Annotated in this window: 16 protein-coding genes; all 16 read right to left on the reverse strand. The window is 47.4% G+C overall.

Annotation, left to right across the window (positions count from 1 at the left end; translation table 11 throughout):
- Positions 1-8: 8 nt before the first annotated feature.
- From DXN04_RS25860 to DXN04_RS25935, 16 genes are read right to left on the reverse strand one after another with little or no spacing between them, the layout of a single operon-like run.
- A complete protein-coding gene (locus tag DXN04_RS25860) occupies positions 9-1340 on the reverse strand; it encodes an ATP-binding protein (RefSeq protein ID WP_116856297.1) in 1332 nt (443 codons plus the stop codon).
- Positions 1341-1354: 14 nt separating this feature from the next.
- Positions 1355-1570, reverse strand: a complete 216-nt coding sequence (locus DXN04_RS25865; protein ID WP_116856298.1) for a hypothetical protein — start codon at positions 1568-1570, stop codon at positions 1355-1357.
- Positions 1571-1585: 15 nt separating this feature from the next.
- On the reverse strand, positions 1586-2356 hold the full coding sequence (locus tag DXN04_RS25870) for a ParA family protein (protein WP_116856299.1): 771 nt from the start codon (positions 2354-2356) through the stop codon (positions 1586-1588).
- Positions 2356-2799: an SMI1/KNR4 family protein gene (locus DXN04_RS25875; RefSeq protein WP_116856300.1), complete on the reverse strand. Its 444-nt coding sequence runs from the start codon at positions 2797-2799 to the stop codon at positions 2356-2358. The genes DXN04_RS25870 and DXN04_RS25875 overlap by 1 nt, the downstream gene beginning before the upstream one ends.
- 10 nt (positions 2800-2809) lie before the next feature.
- Positions 2810-6034: an eCIS core domain-containing protein gene (locus DXN04_RS25880; protein ID WP_147320063.1), complete on the reverse strand. Its 3225-nt coding sequence runs from the start codon at positions 6032-6034 to the stop codon at positions 2810-2812.
- Entirely contained in the window at positions 6025-7476 is a 1452-nt protein-coding gene (locus DXN04_RS25885; RefSeq protein ID WP_116856302.1) for a contractile injection system tape measure protein, read from the reverse strand. The genes DXN04_RS25880 and DXN04_RS25885 overlap by 10 nt, the downstream gene beginning before the upstream one ends.
- A 3-nt stretch (positions 7477-7479) precedes the next feature.
- Complete coding sequence (locus DXN04_RS25890; protein WP_116856303.1) at positions 7480-13311, reverse strand: hypothetical protein; 5832 nt, start codon at positions 13309-13311, stop codon at positions 7480-7482.
- 10 nt (positions 13312-13321) lie between these two features.
- Positions 13322-17641: a baseplate J/gp47 family protein gene (locus DXN04_RS25895; RefSeq protein WP_116856304.1), complete on the reverse strand. Its 4320-nt coding sequence runs from the start codon at positions 17639-17641 to the stop codon at positions 13322-13324.
- A 13-nt stretch (positions 17642-17654) separates the two neighbouring features.
- The gene (locus tag DXN04_RS25900; protein ID WP_116856395.1) at positions 17655-18080 is read right to left on the reverse strand and encodes a GPW/gp25 family protein; all 426 of its coding nucleotides are present in this window, start codon (positions 18078-18080) and stop codon (positions 17655-17657) included.
- Positions 18081-18096: 16 nt separating this feature from the next.
- Entirely contained in the window at positions 18097-18390 is a 294-nt protein-coding gene (locus DXN04_RS25905) for a PAAR domain-containing protein (RefSeq protein WP_116856305.1), read from the reverse strand.
- A 1-nt stretch (position 18391) separates the two neighbouring features.
- Positions 18392-20164 carry a type VI secretion system tip protein VgrG gene (vgrG, locus tag DXN04_RS25910; protein WP_116856306.1) on the reverse strand — a complete coding sequence of 591 codons (1773 nt, stop codon included), beginning with the start codon at positions 20162-20164 and terminating at the stop codon, positions 18392-18394.
- Complete coding sequence (locus tag DXN04_RS25915; RefSeq protein ID WP_116856307.1) at positions 20164-20859, reverse strand: CIS tube protein; 696 nt, start codon at positions 20857-20859, stop codon at positions 20164-20166. Before DXN04_RS25915 ends, vgrG begins: the two co-directional genes overlap by 1 nt.
- Positions 20849-21031, reverse strand: coding sequence for a DUF5908 family protein (locus tag DXN04_RS25920; RefSeq protein ID WP_116856308.1), 183 nt, complete (start codon positions 21029-21031; stop codon positions 20849-20851). Before DXN04_RS25920 ends, DXN04_RS25915 begins: the two co-directional genes overlap by 11 nt.
- A 1-nt stretch (position 21032) precedes the next feature.
- A complete protein-coding gene (locus tag DXN04_RS25925) occupies positions 21033-21497 on the reverse strand; it encodes a phage tail protein (protein ID WP_116856309.1) in 465 nt (154 codons plus the stop codon).
- A 2-nt stretch (positions 21498-21499) separates the two neighbouring features.
- Positions 21500-21970 (reverse strand): phage tail protein, encoded by a 471-nt coding sequence (locus DXN04_RS25930; RefSeq protein WP_116856310.1) that lies wholly within the window; start codon positions 21968-21970, stop codon positions 21500-21502.
- A gap of 34 nt (positions 21971-22004) precedes the next feature.
- Positions 22005-23057 (reverse strand): hypothetical protein, encoded by a 1053-nt coding sequence (locus DXN04_RS25935; RefSeq protein ID WP_116856311.1) that lies wholly within the window; start codon positions 23055-23057, stop codon positions 22005-22007.
- Between the last annotated feature and the right edge of the window lie 5 nt (positions 23058-23062).

Genomic DNA, 23062 nt, shown 5'->3' on the forward strand with positions numbered 1-23062 from the left:
TTTAATTATCAGAAGGGTTTACCCTCTTTTACAAATTCCCGCTTGATGCCATCCAGTACATCATTGACATGAATTTCCAGTTTTTCCTTATCGTCAGTATGCTTTTCAATTGCTTTCAGACAGGCATAGTGTACCACGTTCAAAATGCTGCCCCCGGCCAGTTCAAAGCGTTTGATCATTTCAGGCACATCCCCGCCGATAAATACGGATTGCTGTGGAAATGTCCTGCGCCAGATCATGGCCCGCTCATTAGCATCGGGGAAAGAAAATTTTAGAATAGCATTGAAACGGCGTATAAATGCATCGTCTATATTATTTTTCATATTTGTTGCAAGGATAATCAGGCCGTTGTAGTCTTCGATACGCTGCAACAGGTAAGAAACCTCCTGGTTAGCATATTTATCGTGGGCATCGCGCACATTTGTTCGTTTGCCAAAGAGCGCATCTGCTTCGTCAAAGAAGAGAATCCAGCCCTTGTCTTCTGCACGGCTGAATAATAATTCCAGGTTCTTTTCTGTTTCACCAATGTATTTAGACACAATCATAGAGAGGTCTATCTTATATACCTCCTTGCCGGTATACTTCCCCAATAATCCGGCTGTGAAGGTTTTGCCTGTACCCGGTGGGCCGTAGAAGAGCGCCCTGTACCCTTTGCGCAGGCGTTTTTCCATCTTCCATTTATTCATCAGCTGCGCATTGTAGTTCACCCAGTTCATGAGTTCATCAATCTGCGATCTCAGGTCATTATTAATGACCAGGTCTTCCCATGCGAGTTCTGTCTGCACCTGCTTTGCGGGAAAGCTGCTACTGAAATGCGGAGGTACGGGTTTACCATGTGTGAAGATATTGATATGGTCCTGCGATAGCAGCAATCGTCCGCTCATGGTGGGTTCACCTGAAGGCATTTCTTCCAGCCACAGTACTTTTGTACGGCTGAAAAAATGATCCGGCCAAAAGATCTGCGCTACTTCCATACGAACATCCCAGTTATTGCCACCCAATAAAAAGAGGGCCGTTTCGCCGGTGGGGAGGAAACCCCTGCTTTGTTTGCTGCGGGTACCGCCTATTTGTGGAAAATCACCCTTGCCAGGCAAATGCTGTTGTATTTCTGTATCGTAAAAATCAGGTTGTAAGTGGGGGATGAGGGCGATGAACAGCAGTAATTGTTCATGGGTGCTCAGGGAATGTGCCCTGATGAAATTCAAATAAGGGTCGTCCTGTTCCATGTCTACCGGAACAGCAATGATATAGTCATCCTGGTCTGAAGCTCCCGTCAGCGTTTGTATGCGATGACGGATCAGATCTGACAACACTTTGGCGTAAGCCTTTAATACCTGCATATCTGTTGTTTATATTATTTCTTTTTATCCTCACAGGGGCAGCGCTGAATATCTTTGTCCAGTTTCATACGGCCGTCATTGGTAGGTGGTTCCTGTTCATCTTTTGGGGAAGCGAGTCGTTGAATTTTATTTCCTTCAAAAAAAGGAGCGCCTGATTTTTGCTGAAAGAAGCCGGAATTGGAGGATTGCTCCTGTGGGGTAGCGCTATTTTTACTGAATGCACTTTTCATATGGGGGTATTTATTTTAATACAATTTACTCAGCAGCTCTGTTGCCAGCCGTTCGTAATCCTTTGCACCATTGGCATGCGGGTCATACCTGAAAATATCTTTGCCTGCTTCCTGTGCTTTGGCCAGTTGCATATTGCTACGGATTACGGTACCGAATACGCTGCCTTTGTATTGTTCCGTCAGTTCCTGTCTGACCTGTTGGTTCATTGTTTTTCTTTCATCAAAACGGGTGAGCACCATTCCCAGCAGCTTAAGTTTGGGATTGAGTTTCTTGCGGATGGTCTGGAAGTGTTGCATGAAGCTGTATACTCCTTTCAATGGCAGAAACTCTGCCGGCAAAGGAATGAAGACATAATCACTGCATACAAGTGCATTTACGGTGAGCATCCCTACCGCGTGCGGACAATCAATAAGAATGAAATCGTATTCAGCCGCGATGGGTTGTAAGAGCCAGGAGAACACCTGTTCCCTGCCATATACACTGACCAGTTCCAGTTCAGCACCTGCCAGCTCAATAGAGGAAGGAACAATGTCTAATCCTTCTTTGATGTTGATGATAGCTTCTTTGATCTGACTACCTTCTCCTGACATCTCTTTCTTTAGTTCAGTATACAGGTTTTGTGCTGGCTCCGCCGGCACTCCTAACGATTGTGAGAGGTTCGCCTGTGGATCGGCATCTACTAATAATACTTTCTTCCCGGCTTTTACCAGGGCAGCGCCAAGATTAATGGAGGTAGTGGTTTTGCCTGCGCCTCCCTTTTGGATGGCTATGGAAATGATTGGCATTAGTTGAGCTTTTCATTGTTGACAATGCGCTGGAGAGTATCTGTAAGGGTACTACCATTAAATACCACATTACTATACGCATTCGGGTCGTATCCTGCATCTTCCTCCCGGATGAAGAATACCTGCTGCCCTTTGTCCGGCCGCAGATCAAAGCAATAGATCGTACCACCGCCATCACCGCCAAAGATGAGCGATTGCGGAATGAATTTATACAGGTCTTTTTCTCTGAATAATGCCAGTACTTCGATCACGGAATAAGCGATGAATGGGGTCTTTTTGCCATACAAACTGCCGCCGTTGGAGAATAACAACAAGGCTTTATAGTCTTCCGGGATCGGCCCGAAAGCAGCTTCCAGCGATTGAATGTCCTGTGCCGTCGCCGGATGTTGTTTATCCCATTCCTGTGTGCTGATCAAAGAAATCAGTTCATTTGTTGTACTCATATGGTCTGTTTTATGGGGTCCAGGTGCCAAAGATGGCAGTCAGCTGATCGTTGCTTAAAGTATTCCTGAGTGTATTGTAAATCCTTCCGAAATAGGCATCCACTTCTGCAAGGTAAGGGCCCTGCACGCCTGCAGGTACGCCTATCGCATTCATATCGCTTACCAGGAAGGCTCGTTCTTCAGCAAAGGTGCGGGTGGCTACAGTCGCTCTTCTGGCACCCTGCAGGTCATTGATTAATCCATGTGGGGTACCGCGGCTGCCTCCCGCAAAGTTACGTGTTCTCAATAACAAAGCAGGGGCATCGTCCCGGCCATAAACGCCTAATCCTGCAAAGCGTTCCCTGGCCCATGCATCCTGGATACCATGATGCGACTGGAAGAAATTGTTCGTACCCCTGTTATCCGTGAGGAAGCCATGGGTATTGAATTCAAATTCGCGGATGATGGCACCATCGGCTCTTGTATATTCCCAGAGTCCACCGGCCCCTCTGCGAAGGGTGACACCTGTTCTCGCTTCTATAGCTGAGATCAGGCGGTTATCCATAAACTGTTGCAGTTCCCTGCCATTGGTGACACCATTGAGCGCATCGATGGCATTCGAGAGGTCTGCCTGGTTATCCCTGAACATATGCAGGTATTCCCTCAGCGCCCTGTCATCAGAAGGCAGGTTCAGCCTGTTGATAAGATTATGTACTTTGGTCAGGTTCTCCGGCGAGATATTGACCGGTATACAGGGCGAATTACAATAGGTGAGTGCACGGCGTACATCCGAGTCCATGTTGTGCCACATCCTGCGGAGATCAGGGTCGGCATCCAGCATGGCACGGGTTTCCGGGCTGAGTGACTGTTCCCATGCCAGGGCTTCTGCATTGGGTACGTCAGGCGTGAGTGGAGTATTACCCTCATTGTTGGGTTGCCCCGTTCTTACTTCTGCCTCAGTGGCATCGGCGGCAGTTCTGGTTGCATTCGCATTCGTTTCTGCTTCGGCTATCTGTGCTTCGGCAGCCGGCCTGTTAGTATCTGCAGTAGCTATTGCATCGTCAGTGGCGTTTTCAATACCTACCAGGCGGGTTTCCTGTGCATCTGCGCTGCCCCGCCAGATCTCGCGTCGCCTGCGCCAGAAATCCCTTTCTGCGGCAAGTCGTTCCCTGGCCAGCTCTGTACCTGCAGCCCGCAGATTTGTAAAGAAGTTCTCATCAGCGGCAGCAAGTCTGATAAACCCGATGGTGCTACGCACAGCTGCAATGATCTCATCGATGTTACGAATGGTTGTGACGATCCTTGCTGCGCCGGAGGCCAGGCTGGCAGGTAGTTGCCGCATACTGCGCAGCAGGCGGATGGGTACCTGTCCTACTTTGGTAAGGAACTCTCCGAAGCTGCTGATGGTCTTGATGGTTTCGATCGCCTCCAGTGCGGCTTTGACAGCACCATAACCGGCTACGAAAAGTAAGATGATATTAACTACGAAGTTCGTTACCCTCCTCATCCAGAAGATAGCGAGCTGACACTCCTCAAAAGGACCTTCTATGAGTGATGCTTCCAGTTTGGTTTCTTCCCACATCCGGGAAATCATTTCGCCGGGGGCACCAAAGGCCTGACCGATGGAGGCAACAAAGTCATGCACCTTATCTGCAGAATCCCTGCATATAGCCCCGCCACTGGCATGATAAAGCAACCAGCCACAGAAGTGCATAATACCAGCCGCGAGGTCAACGATGCCGCTTATAATGCTTGCAACGGCATCAAAGATCCCTACGACGATACCAGCCAGTCCGCATACTACATATTCCACGAAGCCAAGCAGATAATCACCGATGTCAGTAATAAAGTCCCAGGCCTGGCGAAGGAAGTTCCGCTCAATGCTGTAAACGGGCAATTCTGGGAGGACTTCATTACGTAGGGTATTGTAATCACCCTGCTGCATGTCGTCCATAAGGGAGAAGGCCGCCGTTTCATTCCATTCTGCCTGTGTCAGTTCGCCTAGTTTAGCGTACACAGCCAGGCATGCCATATGATTCGGCAGGCGGCGAAAGTTGAGTAAGATGGAGTTACTATCCCGGATGCTGGTAAAACCAGAGATAAGGTTTTTAATTTTATAAGCGTACCAGTAGGTGGCATATTGCAATGCTTTTACACTGCCACTTCCAAAGAAGACGAGTGACAGGTTATGGGCATCCATATCCTGCATGTCGCCAAAGAGGAAGGCCGTCATGTCATCCGGCAGGGATTCGCCCTGTGTCTCCATCTCCGAGAGTATATTGTCCAGTGCTCCGCCGGTGGGCCCGGTGAGCAGGTCTTTGATTTCCTTGCTGTCATTGTCGGAGGTCCAGCCATTCAAGCGGTTCAGGACCTCTTTGGCAATGAGTTCGCTGATCCGGGTAGACTGTACCTGTATGAAAATGCGGAGCAGGGCTTTCCAGTCAGCCGTCACACAGTCAGAACTGAGCCAGTCGTATACATACATCACATCTTCCTCTGCCTTGGCCGCTACCCCATTCAGGATGGCATCTACATCGTTTTGCCCCAGTCCCTGGAACTTAGAGAGAATAATGGCGCTGTCATTGCTGGATGTCCAGCCATCCAGGGCATCGTAGACATCATTGGTATAGGAGTTTTGTTCCTCTGCACTGAGCAGGTTGATGTCGGTACCGGCGGCTCCCTGTTGAATGGTATGTGTCAGCTCATGCGCCAGCAGATGTTGACCGCTGTTGTGAGTGGGATTGTATTTGCCACTGTTGAAGTAAATGTGATTGCCATGGGTGAAGGCCTGGGCATGCAGGTCCTTGTTCATCTGTACGGCAGTACTGTCAGTGTGAATACGGACACCGCTGAAGTCTGCCCCCATGGCCTTACCCATATGCTGCTGCAGATCGCCCGGGAGTGGCTTACCACTGCCTTTGCTGTCTGCGAGCTGCGTTTCTACGGCGGGTGGAGCAGCGGTACCCTCACCTTTCGTTTGCAAGGGTTGGATGGGTGGAGCAGGCTTGCGCTGAATCACCTGATCGGCGACCTGGTCGGCTTCTTTTTCATACTTGTCATCAGGTTGGCCCACACTGAGTTTAGGTTGGATGGGCTTGTCTTTTTCTTCCTGTTCGTCGCATGCTGCACATCGTTGTATGCCACTAAAGAAACCTGAATCTGAAAAAAAATCTTCCCCGCCTTCTTTATCAAAAAAGGGAGTTTCTTTTTTCGCAGGAGTAGCTACTGGTGTGGGGGCTGCTTTATTCATCGCCATTCAACTCTTAAAATTGTTTTCATCCATGGCAGCCGTATGTGGCTGATATTCCATGGCAGGTAATCCAATAATATATCCAGGGCTTGTTGTTCTACTTGTATAAAGGTCTGTTCATTGAGGGTAAAGATCTTGCCGTTGCGTTGCAAAAAACCACCTCTCAATGCATCGGCGGAAGTTCGTTGTAACTTGTCCCAATGTTCAATCACCGCTTCAAGCAGGGCATCTGCTTCTTCACACTCTTCGCTTGTCAGTACAGTTTCCTGTGCAAGGTTTTTGCCCAAAGGCCATGCACAAAGGAGCTTGGGCACTACAAGAGCATGCTCGGGTGTTTCTGTTTCACCTGTAGCGAGGTAGTGAAGCAGGTACAATGCTTTTTCGTGCGCAGCAGGATCTTTGAAAGCATTGTTTTTTAAGAGGCCCAGTTTTTTGAAGAAGGTGGCAAGGAAGGGATTGAGTAAGACCAATCCTGCATTGATGAGGAAGATGCCATCCGCCGGGATTGCGTCATCTTCACCGTCAAGCGAAATGCTATATTCGCCGGGCTTAATTTCGCCTGCCGCTGTGGCGGGTACCGTTTTTAGTTCACTGATTAAAGGAAGGCATACCGGCAACGATGGTATGATTTCTTCGCTTATCGCATTTACCGTGATGGTTGTTAAGGGTACGAATTGCTGCAGGCAGGCTATCGCTACCTCAGATGCGGACAAACCTTTTCCCGTCTTTCCAGCCGCCATCTTTAGCGCCACCTGCCAGAGCTGACGATAAAGCGCTGGCGGAATGCCAGGAGATGATGAGAGGAGAGGGCCGGGGTTTTCACTTTTCGAAATGGCACTGAGGATAGCCAGTTCATGAAATACTGCTAATAAACCCGGCTGACTGGTGGCAGTCAATATTTCAATTAGTTGAATTAAAAAGGAAGTGGGGTGATCTGTGATCACTCTTTGTAACACAACGGGGTTATGTATTAATTGTTCTCTAAGCAGGGTGACCATCCCGAAGTCGGTGGCAAATGCCTCGAGGACGTAGTTAAACCAGGTCTGGTCTGCTTTTAGGGTATTCCATGGCAGGTAGCCCTTTTGCATGTAGAAGAGCCATTGGCGGGCCACAGAAAGGCGGATAGTATTGCCTGCGCTTGCTGATATTCTTAAAGCAGCAGGAATATGCTTACGTAGTTGCTCTAATAATAGTGCGTAGATCAATGCTTCACATTTGCCCGCTTTCATGTCTTTCATGCGAAGCATACCAAGGTCGATTGTAACGGTATCCAGTTGAATGACTTCCTCTTCTCCACAGATTTCATTGCATGCTTTTTCCAGGAGTGGCACTAAATGATGATGGTAATACCTGCTCATTTCATGCTGCCATTCAAAAGCAGGTGCTGACTTTGGAAGTTTCAATGCCAGCACCTGTCTGCGGATCATATGGTGTTGTTCCGCTGCCATGTATTATTTAAAGAGATTTTCAATTTGTTTAAGATCTAAGGAAGGCTCGTACTTTTTGACAGTAGCAGCGTTCCATTCCTTATAAATATCTGCTAATGGCATTTTGGTTTTGATCTGGTCCAATACTGGCCTGATGGCTGTAATTTCACTGATGTCTTTGCCGCCAAATGTGTATTTGTCCAGATAATTACCGGTGAGTAAGCTGAGGAGTGAAGTAGCCTGTTTTTTATTCAGGATCTTCTTTTTACTGGTAGGCCAGTACTGGAGGACTTTATCAATTACCTGCTGGTATTGGGCCACTGAAGGGGATGCCACTTCTGAGAAGGTGGTGAGCATGCTGCTGAGTTGTTTGTCTTTAATATTTGCAGCCAGTTCCTGGATGTTTTTTTTGCGTGCGTTGAGACGGCCATTGACAACCCTGGCTTTGCCGCTGCCATCAATAACTGATGCAGGAGCTTCACTGGTGACTCCTGGTACTGCTTCTACATTCTCAGCTTTTACAGCTGCTACTGTAATCACCGGCCCGGAATCATCGCAGGAAGTTTTCCAGTCAAATAACTCGTCTACCTGCTGCTGGAAACCCTGTGTCTCTACATCCCTTGTCAGCACCTGTAAGAAGGCATTGAAATCGAAAGGACCATTGCATACTGTCTTTTTCGCCATCCACCGGATCCATTGCTTATAATAACTTTCAAATTCACAGCATTCTTTTGGCATCAGCCAGATGATACGCAGTAATACATGTGCCGGTACCTCTCTTTGCAACATGTTTTCAATCACCTGCCTGTTTCCGTCTTTCCGGAATCTTTCCGGCCATGCAGGCAGTGCTACTGTTGCAATAAATGAATAAGGATCATAACCGGCTGCCAGGTCCGGGAAATCGCACTGGCTAAACAGTTCTGCCCGATGCGGTAACAAATAACAGCCACAATTATTTTCACAATGAGGACGCAGCAGGATATGTTCAACTACATGCAGGCCCTCGCTATTGATCAGTTGCTTCGCTCTCTTTACTGCCTCGCAAGCCATTTCCGGAGTGCTATACTTTTGTGGATTCCAGGCAAGCATTTCTCCTGCCGCAGGTAAATTGACCGCCGGCTGATTGGGTTGTCCATCCGGCGTACTACAACCACAGCTATAGCGGGGTGCATAGAAAGTCACACCATATGGTCCGCAGCTGCAATCAAAACTGCTGCGATAGTTTTCATAATCTCCCAGCATTGCAAGCAGGTTCAGTAACTGTTGTACAGCATCCCTGTATGTGGCAAAGCCATTATTGATCATCCAGCGCTCACATACTGTGCTGCTGAGTGAACTGACAACATTGGTATGATCCTGTAAGAAAGGAATATTGATATAGTATTTTTTGTCCTCACCCAACCTGACCAGACTATTGTAATACTGGAACACAGACAGCAATTGCTGCTTCCAGGTATCGAATGGAATAGCATTCACTGCTGCATACGCTGTTACTAATCTTTGCTGGTTCGCATTGGTCAGATAATAGTCATTTTGTTTGGTACCTGCTATGATATTTTTTTCATTCTGCAAAGCATCAATCACATCTACCCAGTTGCAGGCACGTGCGTGTGGTACGCTTGCAAATGGTATCCCACTGTTATCCTTCAGGATACTGCTGCCATTTTCATCGCTGGTGCTAAAAGGTTTCTTTCCGGCCAGTGCCTTGTATTGATTGTATAAAGCAATCTTGGCGGCATCTCTTTTGGCTACATCATCATATGCACAAGGGTGTATAATCAGTTCTTCGGCACTACCCATAAAGAAGCTGTATGCACAGGAATGACTATACCGCTGAAATTCTCCGGTATTAATAAACAGTTGTACGCCTTGTTCTCCCCATGCATCATCTGCTGTAAGGAAGCGGGTACTGCTCTCTGCCAATACTTCTCTCAGATAAGTACGGGTAGTACCATTGCAATCGCAGGTGTTGGTATAGTTGCCCGCATACTGCAGGAGGATCAGGAAAAACCTGAAAGCCTGCATGGCTGCTGCCGGATCGGGGTAGTAGTTGACACTCTGCCATTCACCTAATGAGAAATAATACACGGCTTCATCAGGGTCTGTAAAACAACACTGGGATTTTATAGCCGCACAGGGATTTGGCTCGCAGGGATGAAAGCGGCGGTAGAACTCATCGCAATCTGCTCTTTTGAATAATTGTTTGATGGGGTAGGTGGCCGCCAGCTGGGCCGCAGCTTCAGCATCCATCACCGGTGTAGCAGCAACGCGCCCCTGTAAAATCAGGAGATAATCGGTTTTGAAGGCCTGGAGCGCTTCGTCCTGGCTATTGTAACCAATTGCGCTTCTGTATAATACCAGTTCTTTGTCAGGGGTATTCCTGTTTACAGACTTTATCTGGTAATAGTACAATTTACCATCCTGTACAATGAGATCTCCACCCAGGTATATTTCAAGATAATCCGGGGTCACCTGTTTGCGGGCATCTATAATGCCATTGTGTACAGCTACAGGATGATCTTTGTCTACCAGCCTGTATACATATTGCCCGCACTGACTGATCTCATCAATCTGTACATATGCATCGTAGGCTTTGGTATCAGTGGCACTGCGCAGACTTTCAATATGCCTGCGGACTTCCAGGAGCGCATTAATGCCCGCATCCTGTGGTATGGCTGTAGACAAACGGCTACTGATCTTACCGGCAGTCAAATCAGCTCCATTGAGTTTATACTGGGGCAAGGCAGTAGTAAACTTCTTTGCAGCTTCCAGTGCCGCCGCCTGTGTATCATAAGCCTGCTGACTAGTAAAGGTATATTGCTGGGTAGCCTGGTAACCGATGGTATAATTGAACTTCCAGGTATCAGGGGCCTGGTTGATGTTCATATCATACCTGAACTCATTGACAATGCGCCAGATCTTTTCCTGCAATGCCTGGGCGGCGGCTTCGGAATTAGTCTCCATCGCGCATACCGCTATCGGCGTTTCTCCATCTTTTACAGACAAGAGGTATTTATCCCCATCAGTTTCTTTCGAGATAGAATAGTTAGCTGGATCCAGCATTAATACCAGCAACCTGAAGGCATGCGCATTGACCTGCTCTTTATTATCAAACTCAGCCAGAGGGGTAAATTTAAAGCGCTTACCTTTCTTCTCCACCAGTGCATAAGACAATTTATCAGGCTTGTCGATGATGTCATTATCCCCGATTTTAAAAGCATCGGTATCAATAAAAGTAGTCGCCTGTTTCTCATCGAATGCGAGTACGCCGATAGGTACCTGGGGCGTTTCGGTATCCTCCCAAACTTTATGATCGTTGATCATGCTGATGGCCTGTACTGCTACAGTATGTGCCTGCTCCTCCGCCGGGGAAGGGGATATGAACATTCTGACCTTGTTGCCGGCACTGTCTTTCAGGACCGCATTGTACCTGTAAGTATGAATATAGATATCATCAGGCGCAATGTCGGTTGTAAATAACTTCTGCAGTCCGCTAATCACTGAATTGGCTATCTCTGCTGTGGGCTGTTTAACTGAGAAGGTAGCATTGTTTGCTTTGATCACATAAGCCTGTTCATGTGCCAGGTATTCGGTGGTATAATTCTTTTGGTCACCCAGTTGTGTGAGCAGTGCTTTTGCTGCCTCCCGTGCTTCCGCTCTTGTATCATATTTGATTGTACTGCGGAAATAATCATTTTCACCAACAGGTAGTGAGAACAGGTATTGCTCTGCATATTGAACCACTTCAAAATTGCACAGGGTATGCCGTGTACTGTCAGTATTACCCGTTAAAGCAAGGAAGCGTTTTTCAAATCCGGAGATATCATCGACGTTGCTGTAATCATAACCCGTACCTCTGTCTGCACTGAGTTCGCTATAGTTAGCCAGGAAGTTTTCTTTTGCTTCAATCTGGCTCTGGCCATATGATAATACAGCAAAATCTGTAAACTGCTCCGCAAACCTTGAAAGTAAATGATCCAGGAAACCCTGCCGGCGTGCCGCATATTGATTTTCGTCTTCAGCAATCTGTTGCAGGTAAACAGCATAATTGCTCAGATTGAAACTGATCTCAAATGAATAGCGGGTATTAGCCGCATATAGGAATGCATTGTAATTGCTGTCAAAAGTACCCATGTACAGCAGTGCCGTTGCTGCGTTATTAGCCGCTACGGCATCAGGGTAATAGCGCTTGCTGATCAATACAAAATCGGTAGCAGAACTGGTGATGTAGTAAAAACAGCAACCATCTTTTTGAGTAATAACATGGATGACCGCATTGTTATTCCGAAGGTCATCTTCCAGTTGCGCAATGGCAATCGCATTGTCTGCTGTAGTTTCAAAAGTAGCGGGTGCCAGTTGACTGATATCAATTGTCAGCAGGTCTGCGGTGTCTATTACAGACTTATCGATTGGGTAGCAGAGGGTATCCCCGGTATTTCCCAGTGATCCGTCGCTGAATCTTTGTAATTTGTCCAGGTCAGGTACGCTATCCAGTCCGTTGATGAAATAGGAATGTCGTTCTTCTGTGGCAGACATTGAAAAGAGCGTACGTATATGTTGTAACTGGGTAAGGTAATTGGCCAGCAACTGGTCAAAGAACAGGAGGTAGCCTTTCAATTGTAAAGCCTGTGCTTTGCGCAGGGCGGTTGAACTGGGAGAGAGGCCACCTTTGGCAATACCATATACACGTGGAAAATCATTCTGAATTGAATAATAATCCGCCAGGTCTTTTCTATATACACCAGTTGGGATTGCTGCATCCAAATAGGGAAATTGCTGCTGATAAGTAATCTTACCCGTATAACGGAAGTTTACCAGCAATAAATCATTGTACTTAGAAAAGTCGAAGGCAACAGGAATTCCATTCCTTGTGAACCTGAATTCACAACAGGCAGGGTTTAATAAAGGGATGTGATGCTCAGGGAGGGAGATCTTCCAGCGTTCATCAGCATCCCGGTCACAGAACTTTATTCTCAGGGATTGTAACCTGCCGATGCCATTTGTAGACAGGAGCACATTGTACACATCCGAAGTATGAATTTCTTTTCTTAGAATGATCTGCTCAAATTCTGTTGTATCTACGAAACCGTGACTACTCGTCACATTAAAAGGTCTGCCCGCGAAGGCCTGGTCCATTGAAACACCTTTGTCCAGCAGTTGTGGTAAGGTGTAGAACTGTGGGGCCGGAGAGAAGAAATTTTGTAACCTTTGCATCAGGTCCAGGTACGTCTTTTCAGGATCAGCACCATTTGCCAGTTCAATATCGGCGCTTACACCCAGGGGCTGTCTGCACAGAATATATATTTTCAGGAAGTCTTCGCAGAAATTACGATGCGCGAGCAGGCTCCTTTTTACCTGTTCGAGCACCTTTGCTTCTTCAGCATTATCTTCCAGTTCTATGTATACATTATAGAGTCCATTCAGGGCAATACCTGCACGATTATAATTTCCGCAGAACTCTTCTACATTGAAATCATCCGCAACCTGCAACCATGCATTTCTGACACCTTCGATGTCAACGAGCATTTTCCGGTAATCCAGGATGGTTACCGGATTACATCCTAATATTTGTGCAGGGGTAAAGAAATTATTGTCCGTGGTAGTGGTGCCGGGTGCCGGGGTAAACAGGTCTACCGCAGGCAGGTTGGTTCGATAACCCAAATCCAGCAGGGCATAGCACAGGGTTTCCAGGATAGTGATACCCGGATCATGTACGTTGTGATCTGTCCAGATCTTGCCGGACAACTGTGCGAGGTAACCGATCCCTTCCGATCTTAACCTTGAGAAATCCAGGTAATCCGGGAAGCCGGCATTTTGCTTACTGATGACTGTCGTTTCGTTTAAAACATCTGCCATGGTGGCTTACTTATTTGGGGGTTACTGAATCTTCACAATATTGCATCACTGGTGTAGGCAGCTTGCCACAGGTATATTCGCGGTCCCAGTTTTCCTCTTCATCATCCGGAATATTTACTTCAACTTCACCAGCTATGAGAATACTGCGTGGGGTAATGGGGCATACATTGGTTACGTCAGTACCATTGGTACCTCCTTCATGCCAGAGCCGCAGGTCCTGTACATAGTCTACATAATCTCTTGTTTCCAGGAAGTAGACAATATCTGACCTGTAAATACACTGTCCGAAACTGAGTTTATCATACACCCCTACTGCCCATGGAGCGAGGTATTCCCGCAGGTCAGCAGCCAGTTTATCTTTGTAATAGCCTTTGTCTTTGCCCGGGTAGAGCTTCACCTGGATACAGCAGTTCACCTTTTCATAGCGGGGATTCATAACCCTTAGTTTTACGAAAGGGGAGGCTACTTTTTGCAGGCTTTCCTGGATCTTTTCCAGCAGGCTCAGTGGTGCTTTGGGCTCGAAGGCCTGCGATGCTTTCAGTTTGTTCAGGTCAGGAATCACAGCGACCAGTACATGACCGGGAGCCATCGGGAAGTCGTTGGTAAATGCGGCCGCATCCAGCGCATGGGTATGATTGATGCATTTCACTTTGAAGACCTGTGGGAATGCATCGAGCACGATCCGCTCATAATCGAACTTCTGAATAGCTCTTCCTTTGTGACGCAGTAGTTCACTCACACGTACATAATACTGCCCCTGTTCTTCAGGCACACTGCCTCCAAAGGAAGGGTAAGGCTGGGTGATCTTCTTCACCTTTGCATCGGCTTCCTTCAGTTTGGAGATTTGACCCGCATCCATGGGATTTGCCAGGCGCATCTTATCATTGGCATCACCATTTGTGAAGGTGACCCTCACTGCCTGCGTATGAATACCAATCGTCTCTGCGATGGATTTACTGTTAAATGGAATGGCGGCTTTAATCCAATGAAGTCCTTTGGGCAAAATGGTGTTCTCATTCGTCATATTAGCCGGCAGGGAGAACTGGATGATGCCGGAAGTGGTCAGGCCATCAGTTGCATCATCCAGCACTTCAAACCCTGTACGCAATGGCTTCCATTGGTTATTATCCAGGTAATACCATTGCACGGGCTGCCGTTCGGCTTCAGAATCGGCGGTAGCTTCTGCCAGCTGGAACAACACACTCAGGTTATTGCCCGGCTGGAGATCTTTCAGGCCGATGAATAAATTTCCTTCGTCAGTGAATAAGGGGAAGAGCGTAGGACTTGCCGTATTACTTACAGGTTGATAGGTACCTGTATAAGGATGCAGGTGTATCAGGTCAATATCTCTGGCCGCCGCAGTTGCTGTATAATCCAGGGAGATGCCTTTGATCTGTGGGGTATACGGCTCATTCGGAATTACTACCCTGATGTTCTGCAGCTTTATAATTTTATCATAAGTGGGCTTCAATACCTGATCTTCTTCAAAGTCGATCATGCGTTTCAGGTTGTATCCATTCCAGGCCGGCGCATTGTCAGGCACACCATTAGGATACAGGGGGAATGAAGCCGGTGGAAAAGGTTGCTGACCCTCCGGGGCAGGATTACCCAATGCCAGTTTATACTCGCCGTCTGAGAAATCGATAGGCGTATTTGGCATCTCCGGATACTTTACCCACAGTTTGTCAATCAGCTGGTCTGCCCTGTTTCGGATGTTTGTTGTGAGCTCATAGGAGTGCTTTACAGCGTCGAAGACCTCATTGAAGGTCAATACCTGTGCTGTAGAGGTGCCCGTAGGAGAAATACCATCATATACAGGCCCTACGTATATTTCAGGGTACTTGCCCAATGCCAGCATTTGCCTGGTCAGCACATAGGAATATCTTGCATGCTGGAAGTCCAGGTTATGCACAGATGTCAGCGAGAGGCGCAGAAAACCATCCTGTGCGGCATTGGTGTAGGGTACATCAGTGTAGCTAAGGCCATCATTCCTTTTGTAGGCATTGATGCCGGTAAAGTTGCTTCTTTTAAAATTGAAGAAGTAAACCGGCCCCTCATTGCCACAGAATTTATCAGCCGGTGTATCGCTGCTGAAAAGCTTTTTGCTTGCATTATAATTCCGCCAGCTGCCATGATCCAGGAAGTCGGTCGTAAACAGGAAATTATCTTCATTGAAGTGGTCCTGTTCTATAGCCGGAGTAGTGGTCAGGTCCTCATATCCATGATAGTAGGTTTCCAGGCTGGCAGGCTTGTCTTTCCAGTTCAGTCTTAAATTTATGGCAGTCCAGTTCTTGTTAAAAATCTCTTTGGAACTGAGTATGAAATGCGAACCTAAACGTGGTCTTGAACTAAATGGATAAATAATACCATTGATGTCCATCGGGCTGTCGTCGTTCTGCACGATGAAATTCTTAAGGCCACAAACAGTGACATCAATGTTGTTATCTTTTAAAATAACATGCCTGAAGAAATAATACAGAGATACTTCAATGTCGTCTGTATTGGGCGGTACGGACAGGCAGCAATAATTCTCAGACTGGTTATTTCCCGGCAGCCGCATGGCAATCAGGTCATTCAGCAATACCCTGACTACGGGCTGTGTGGTATTGAAATCTTCTTTTAGCTTATCCTTGTCATAGAATACAATAGCCGGACTGGCAGGTTGCAGGGTGGCGTTGATGGTAATGGAGAACAGGTTACCATTCAATGCAGGATCAAGTGTTATACTCAGTTCATCAGCATCCAGCCATTTGTCTTTGCCGCTGAATGATACATTCAGTGCCTTTTGGGGTGGAAAAATATCTTTCAGTGTATCACCGGTATTCAGGCTGTTAAATTCGGCTTCGGTGATCAGCGCATCGTAATTGTATTTTAGTTGTGGATTATAGCAGAGCGACTGCGTGGGTTTTTCCAGCAGGAAAGTGTAAAGACTGGCTTCCAGTGCTGAGCTGATACCTTTCTTCACTGCCTGCCTGATAAGCGGCTTGCTGATATAATACCAGGTCTGTTGAATCAGTCCTGCAACAGTGCTGTATAGGGAACCTGCATCCTGCAGTTCACAGCTTAGTTTTATCGTCACAGTACGCCTGCCTTCATTCAGGAGCAGTACAGGAGTCGCTAAGATAAATCCTAAGCGTGCATGTGGATAAGGGTAAGTAAATTGCTGTTCCGGGTCTATGTATTTACTATAGTGACTACCCATGGTTGGCCAGCTATCGGGTGTACCCTGGGATACACCGTCTGCAAAGAGTGCATTGGGAGCCATATACACTCCATTGCTTACAAAGAGCGTACGCACATCTGCTACCTGGGCTTTATTCGCCACCAGCTCATTGTCCAGTGAAAAGAGTACTTCCGCTTTGTTATTGTCCTTGCCGTCTTTCACCAGCAATCCTGCCTGTAACCTATACTGTTCCAGCTGCTGCTGAATGTCTATGATAATGTGTACCTGGTCTGCCTGTGCAGGCCTCGGTTTCAATTGTAATACCTGCTGGTAAAAGAAATCCAGGTGCTTTTTGGCAAAGCCGTTCAGGTCGTCCTGCAGGTAGCGGAATAATTTCAGGAAGGCAAACAGCAAACCCAGATGTGGCGTATGCTGTTTTTGTAATTCCTGTTTCAGTGGCAGCAAACTATTCTCAATATCTGCGGCAGCGGCAGTACTGATACTATCTATTACCTGCTGACAGCCATTGAATACATTCACCACAGCAGCGGCCAGGTCGGTGAGGCTGCTCAGGGATGATACTGCATATAGGTCATCTATCTCCAGGTCCCAGTAATCACTTTCAAAGTAAGGACGGAAATCAATTCTTTTAATGGCAAACCGGGAAGCTGCCGCATTGTCGAGTGCAATAAATTCAACCAGGCTGTTGTGGAGTTTATCTTTGATTACATGCAGCAACAGGGGCTCCAGTGCCAGTCCGCTATCTTTTACCTGCTGGTACCAGGCATCGACACGGCTGATGGTATAATACCAGGTGTATTGGATAAGCAGTTGTAATCCCCTGGCAGAAGGTTTCTTGCCAAAGAGATAATAGTACCCCGCCAGCTTTTCTTTTTTGGCCGGCAGGTTATATTTATTGATCGCGCTCAGCGTAAAAGGGGTACTGTTACGGAAGAAGGCCTGCCAGTCGCCGGCATTGATCAGTACACCGCCCTGCGCGTCATAATAGTTGACGTGCCTGGACAGCTGTACAAAATAATCCAGCAGATCCGACAACTGTCTGCCATCGATCTGTGTGGTGCTGGAGAGCAGGTCGTCCAGTACACGCTGACGCTGGCTGGTGCCGGGATCATGTTGAAATGGATGTAGCAGATTAGTGCATTCCATAGTTATTGATTCTTTATACTGGCTTTAATGCCTCGTTCTTGTAGTAATCGTACACATAGTTGAAACGGGAGTTGGTTTCAGGTACGGTGTATTCAATCGAAATGGTGAAGCGGCCTTCTATCAGGTCAAAAGAACTGTCAGCCGTCACATCAATCTTATCTGCAATGATGCGGGGCTCGTAGAAGAGGATGGCCGACTGCACCCTGTCTTTGATATACCCGATCATCGAGCTGCTCAGTGGTTCAAACAAATAGTCGTTGAGGTTACAGCCATACTTGGGCTGCATTACTCTTTCTCCCAGGCTTGTAGACAACAGGATATTGAGGCTTTCGTGGATATCCTCATAGTCACTTACCAGCTCCACCGCACCCGTCTGCAGGTTGAAAGTGGGAGGGAAGGACCATCCGCGTCCAAGGAATGAGTTTACTATTGTGCTCATGTTTTCTTTTTTATAATTATCCACCAATCATCACTGTGGGTAAGCCAGCTACAATGACTCCGCCATGGGCCGTATTATCGCCCATCCGGGCTGCAGGCCGGCCTCCAATCAACACGGTAGCAGAACCCTTTACAATGGTATCAGGAGGCCCTGTACATACCAGTATATCGCCCAATACGGCTGCCGGCATACCACCTACCAATACAGTGGCTACGCCCGGTCCTGTCACCGGGCCTCCTACATGGGGTACAGGACCCGGATTTACCAAAGGGCAGGTATGCATGTCGGATATTCTTGCTGCTGGGGGCATATCAGTTTATTTTGACTAATGATCCAGTTATTTCTGTGATACCACTCGATGTCAGTTTAGTACTTGCACCACCGGAGAGTGAAGCATCTGCATTGGCCTGCATAGAGAGGGAGTTTGCTTTGATAGTCAGCGAAGCTGCTGCTTCCAGGCTCAGGTTGGCACCGGCTTTCAGCTTGATGTCCATCGGGCTTTCCATGCTCACACCCTTTGCGTCCATGGTTACCTTGTTGCTGTTCTGATCTGTAATAGTGATTTGCTGGCCGGCTTCATCCAGTACAATCTTATTGCCGGCTGGCGTATCGATGCTGATGGTTTTGGTATCATCGTTGAATGAGATGTGCATTTTACTGCGGGTGGTAAATCCTTTTTCATTATTTACATCCTGCGCTTTGATGGGAGCGGGCTTCGCACTGCTGTGCAGCATGCCCAGCACCACTGCATCGCGGGGATCATCATTGATAAAGCCTACAATCACTTCATCGCCTATTTCAGGCCGAAAGAAAGCGCCTCTGTCCTTACCGGCGTCCAGACTGGCTACCCGTGTCCAGATCCCCTGTGCGTCGTTGTCTATAACAGGTATGCGTACCAGGATCCTGTCCTGCCCATCAGGATCATTTTCCAGTTGTACGACTACACCTATTTGCAAACCGCTGATCCCACCAGCCAAACCAGCAGCAGGAGCATCGTTCATATCGTGATGGATAAAAGCGTAAGGGGTAGGGTCGAGGCCAAATTGGATATGCGTATCCCACATGCCTTTGCCCAGTTCCTGTCTCACAGCCGTAACAAATGCATTGCCTTTAAAGCGGTTGCCTACGCCGTCCAGTTTTACCATATCACCGGGTTTGATTGTGGCAAAACCACTGAAGCGGGCACGGCCCCTGATCTTGCTCATACGGCTTTTCAGCATGGTGCCATTTACCCAGTCCTGTAATTCCTGCTCCAGGCGGTGCCCGCTATGATGGAGTTCAAAAGGCAATTGTTTCATAGCAGCAGAGAGATCCTGGCCGCTCAGGTTACCATGTTCGGCGTAGGATACACTATCCGTATCTGCCTGGAATAATTGCTGGTTACTATAGTCCCAGGAGCGCGCCGCTACGTTCTTCCATTGTCTGCGGGCATCGATGTCTGCTTCGAATTCCAATACGGAAGAGCCATAGCTCACCTGCAGTACGGGGGCGGCGCTTGTATCCGGTTTTTTAATAATCACTTTTCCATCATCTACATTTACCAGCATGCCATTGGCTTCTGCGCGCAGCAGCATGAAGTCCCAGTCACTCAGGTGATGTTGAACCAGTTCTTTATGTGTAAGGGTAGTAGTCTGTGTTTCGCTGCTGAGTGCATATTTCCCAATGAGGTCGTCGAACACCTCGCTGTCCTTTACCTGTTCAAAGTAACGGCTATGTCTGCCCAGCGTCATATGCATGGCATCGTCCCTGCATTCAATCTGCAATTCACCATTGCCATTCTCTTTGACTTTAATGGCATGGCGGGTGATGACACCTTTGAAGATCTGTTTGTTATCGCCATCTCTTCCTATCCTGATCACGATGCTTTTACCTGGAATAAACAGGTCTTCATCACTGATGGCAAACGTTTTATCGGGTGCTTCCCCATCCCGCAGGATAATCCGGGCCATGGGAATGCGGTTAATCTCTTTGGTGACAGTAATGGAAAGGATCTGGTAATCCGGAGATACTGCCGTACCATCCACGAGTAGCGTAAACGTGACTACATCATGCTGTGAGTCGTTTGGTATCAGTATTTCTTCCATTACTTTTCAGTTTGGTCAAAGGGTGGAAAATAAAGCTCGGTACCTGCTTTGATACTTCGGATGGTACTCAGGCCATTTACCTTGGCTACCTGCATCAGGTAGGCAGGGTCATTATAGATCGTGTTGGTCAGGTTGTCCAGGCGGTCGCCCTGTACTACTTTGCGGTAGTGTGTCAGGTCAGGAGAACTTGTTCTGTCCCGGGCCTGTCTTTCCTGTCTGGCTACATAGTTCAGAAAGGTGGCATTCAGTTTTACCCGCAGCGGATCACCCTTGGGTGTAAAGAGCGTGTGGTTGATGTCCAGGTTGGAGAGCACGCATCGAAACCTGATATCTGTACCCCAGATGAGCAACAGGAAACGTGGACGGTGAATATTACTGTCCATGTTGTATACGCAGTGTGTGAACAATTCCAGCTGCCGGGTGACTGGCACCGTTTTCAATGCATCGAGGTAGCCTTCTATCGTACCGGTACCATCAAGAATGAATTCAAGCCGCAACTCCTCAGGAGCAGTAGATTTGAAGCGTACATCTGTACCATTATTGCCATGGCCCCTTCTTTCATCCAGGTCTACCTTGTAGTTTTTCGTGAATGATTCCGGGTTTACCGGCAGGGTAAATACCGTCTCCTCACCCGTATAGTCACGGTTGGGAAAGGAATGGATCTTCAGTTTTACCAGATGATTGTTATCGTTCATTTCTGTCTTTTATAGCATCCATGATCTTGTCAAGGGTATCTTTAATCATTTCTTCGCCTGGCGATACATTGTTGTTATCGCCACTACCTGATTTACCTGCACCGCTGCTGCCGGCTGCAGCATCATCAGTTATGGTGGCCTTGATTACCAGTTCCCGGATCTCTATAGGCATCTTATTCGAATATTAACCTGTTATAGTTAAGTTCCAGTGTTTCGATCAGTACTTCTCCCCGTTCAGCATTCAGCTCACCTATCTTCCAGCTGCGCGGCCATACATTGCTGAGTTTCCACAACATGAGTGTCTGGTGGTCTTCATTCAGCAATGACACCTGTAGCAGCGCAAGGGGTTTCACCTTTTCATCATCAAAGGCTTCCTTGAGCCATTTGGTGAGCATTGCACTTTGCGAGGGAGATAAGAGCCCCCTCTTCAATACGAGGGGGCCGTACTTTCTTCTCACCGGGATCACGTGCTCAAAACGGTTTTCACCGCCTTCCTTTACCGTCTCGGTATCCAGGGTGGCATCTAGTCCGCTTACAGACTGAAAGCGCACGTCAATGTTTTCCGTATCCGTTACGAACTCCACTCTGAAGTGGAAGTTCACCGTCTGGTAAAAGGAATTTGCTACATTTTCTGCCATGATTAGTTGTTAGCTTCCATGATTTCAAGTCCTTCATGTACCAGTTCCATCGTTTCGATAGCCACCTCATTGGCATCGGCTTTCAGGTCGGTAGAGTTCACTTTTGAAGGCCATGCATTGAGCAGTTTCCAGGTGATGATGGCTTCATGGTTTTCGTTAAGCAGTTTGATGGTAACGGTTCTGCGGTATTTGGATCCCGTCTTGTTACCTTCCTGGAAGTAATAGGTCTTGGACCATTCATTGTAGAAGTCAAAATCCCCTTCAAAGGTGCCGCGTTTCAGCGTTACATTGCTGAACTTGCGCAAACCCGCCTGTTTGGATTTATTATATCTTTTGCTGTTACCTTCGCGGTATTCTATCACTTCGGTTTCGAAATCAAGACCGCTTACCTCGGTAAATCCCATCCTGAAATCTGTACCCCATTCTACCTGGAAATGGAATTTAGGAATTGGGTAATCGCCTTTAGCTGCCATATGCATTTATAATTTTGAGCGTGATAAAATTTGATTAATTACACCTTGATTTTGGATCTACTACTGCAATCGCATTGGTGAGACTACTCTTGCAGGCATCCAGTGCTTCCTTGTCTTTATTGGCTTCTTTCAGCTTTTTAGACAGGGTCACCAGGGATTTGTCGTCTTTGTCAAAAAGGGCTTGCACAGTAGTGCGGTAACTATCCGCACAAATAGGGAAGGAGAGGATGGGAGTCAGTTCGCAGGTATCGTCTCCATTGTCCGGACCACAGTCTTCGTCAGTAGAAGGACCGGAGTTCTTCTTTACGAGTGCGGTCGTAGAAACAGCAGGCGTGTTACCTTCGCCAGGACAACCGCTGGCGCAACCCAGTACATTGTACCAGGTAGTAATGATGGTTTTCAGGCCATAATAGTTCTTACCATCATTCGGGGTTTTGAATGGCTGATAATTGCCATCGCATGGCTTAAAGTCGCAGGTGCAGTCTTTGCTGGTAATCGCATCTATGATCAGGTTAGCCAGTTTGACAGCTTCTATCGCCTGTGCAATCAGGGCATCGCGGGTAGCGATGATGATATTCAGCCGGGCACCATAGTCGTCGAGTGCTTTCAGAATGCCTTTGCCTTTTTCAAGGGCAGGATCGTCATTCTTCTGGATGCAGATCTGCAGGTCATCATATCTTTTCTTTATAAAGTCTACCTGGCCATAGAAATCCCTGATCATGCAGAAGAGGGTTTCGATCGCTTTGCAGGCTTTGCTCGCATTGTACCAGATTTTGTCTGCCTGGGTAGCGATGATTTCCAGCTGATGACAGATATTGCGTGCCAGTGTTTCCGCCTTATCCAGTTCATCCAGCCATGTTTTATAACGGCTACGCCTGTCGGAGATAAAAGCGATTTTATTTTGTAGCTGTGTGGTCTTTTCAGTAACAGATGCAGCGCGTTGTGTTACATCTTTCAGCTGATCCTGCCAGGTGTCGTAGCAGCAATCAGTACAGCCGCCGTCAGTCGTAGTGTTGGTATTGCAGCAATTGGCAATCTTTGCGTCCCAGCCAGATGCCAATGCGTCGTAGTTATAGGTAGTAGACATTTCCG

This window comes from Chitinophaga silvisoli (assembly GCF_003412465.1).
Classification (GTDB): domain Bacteria; phylum Bacteroidota; class Bacteroidia; order Chitinophagales; family Chitinophagaceae; genus Chitinophaga; species Chitinophaga silvisoli.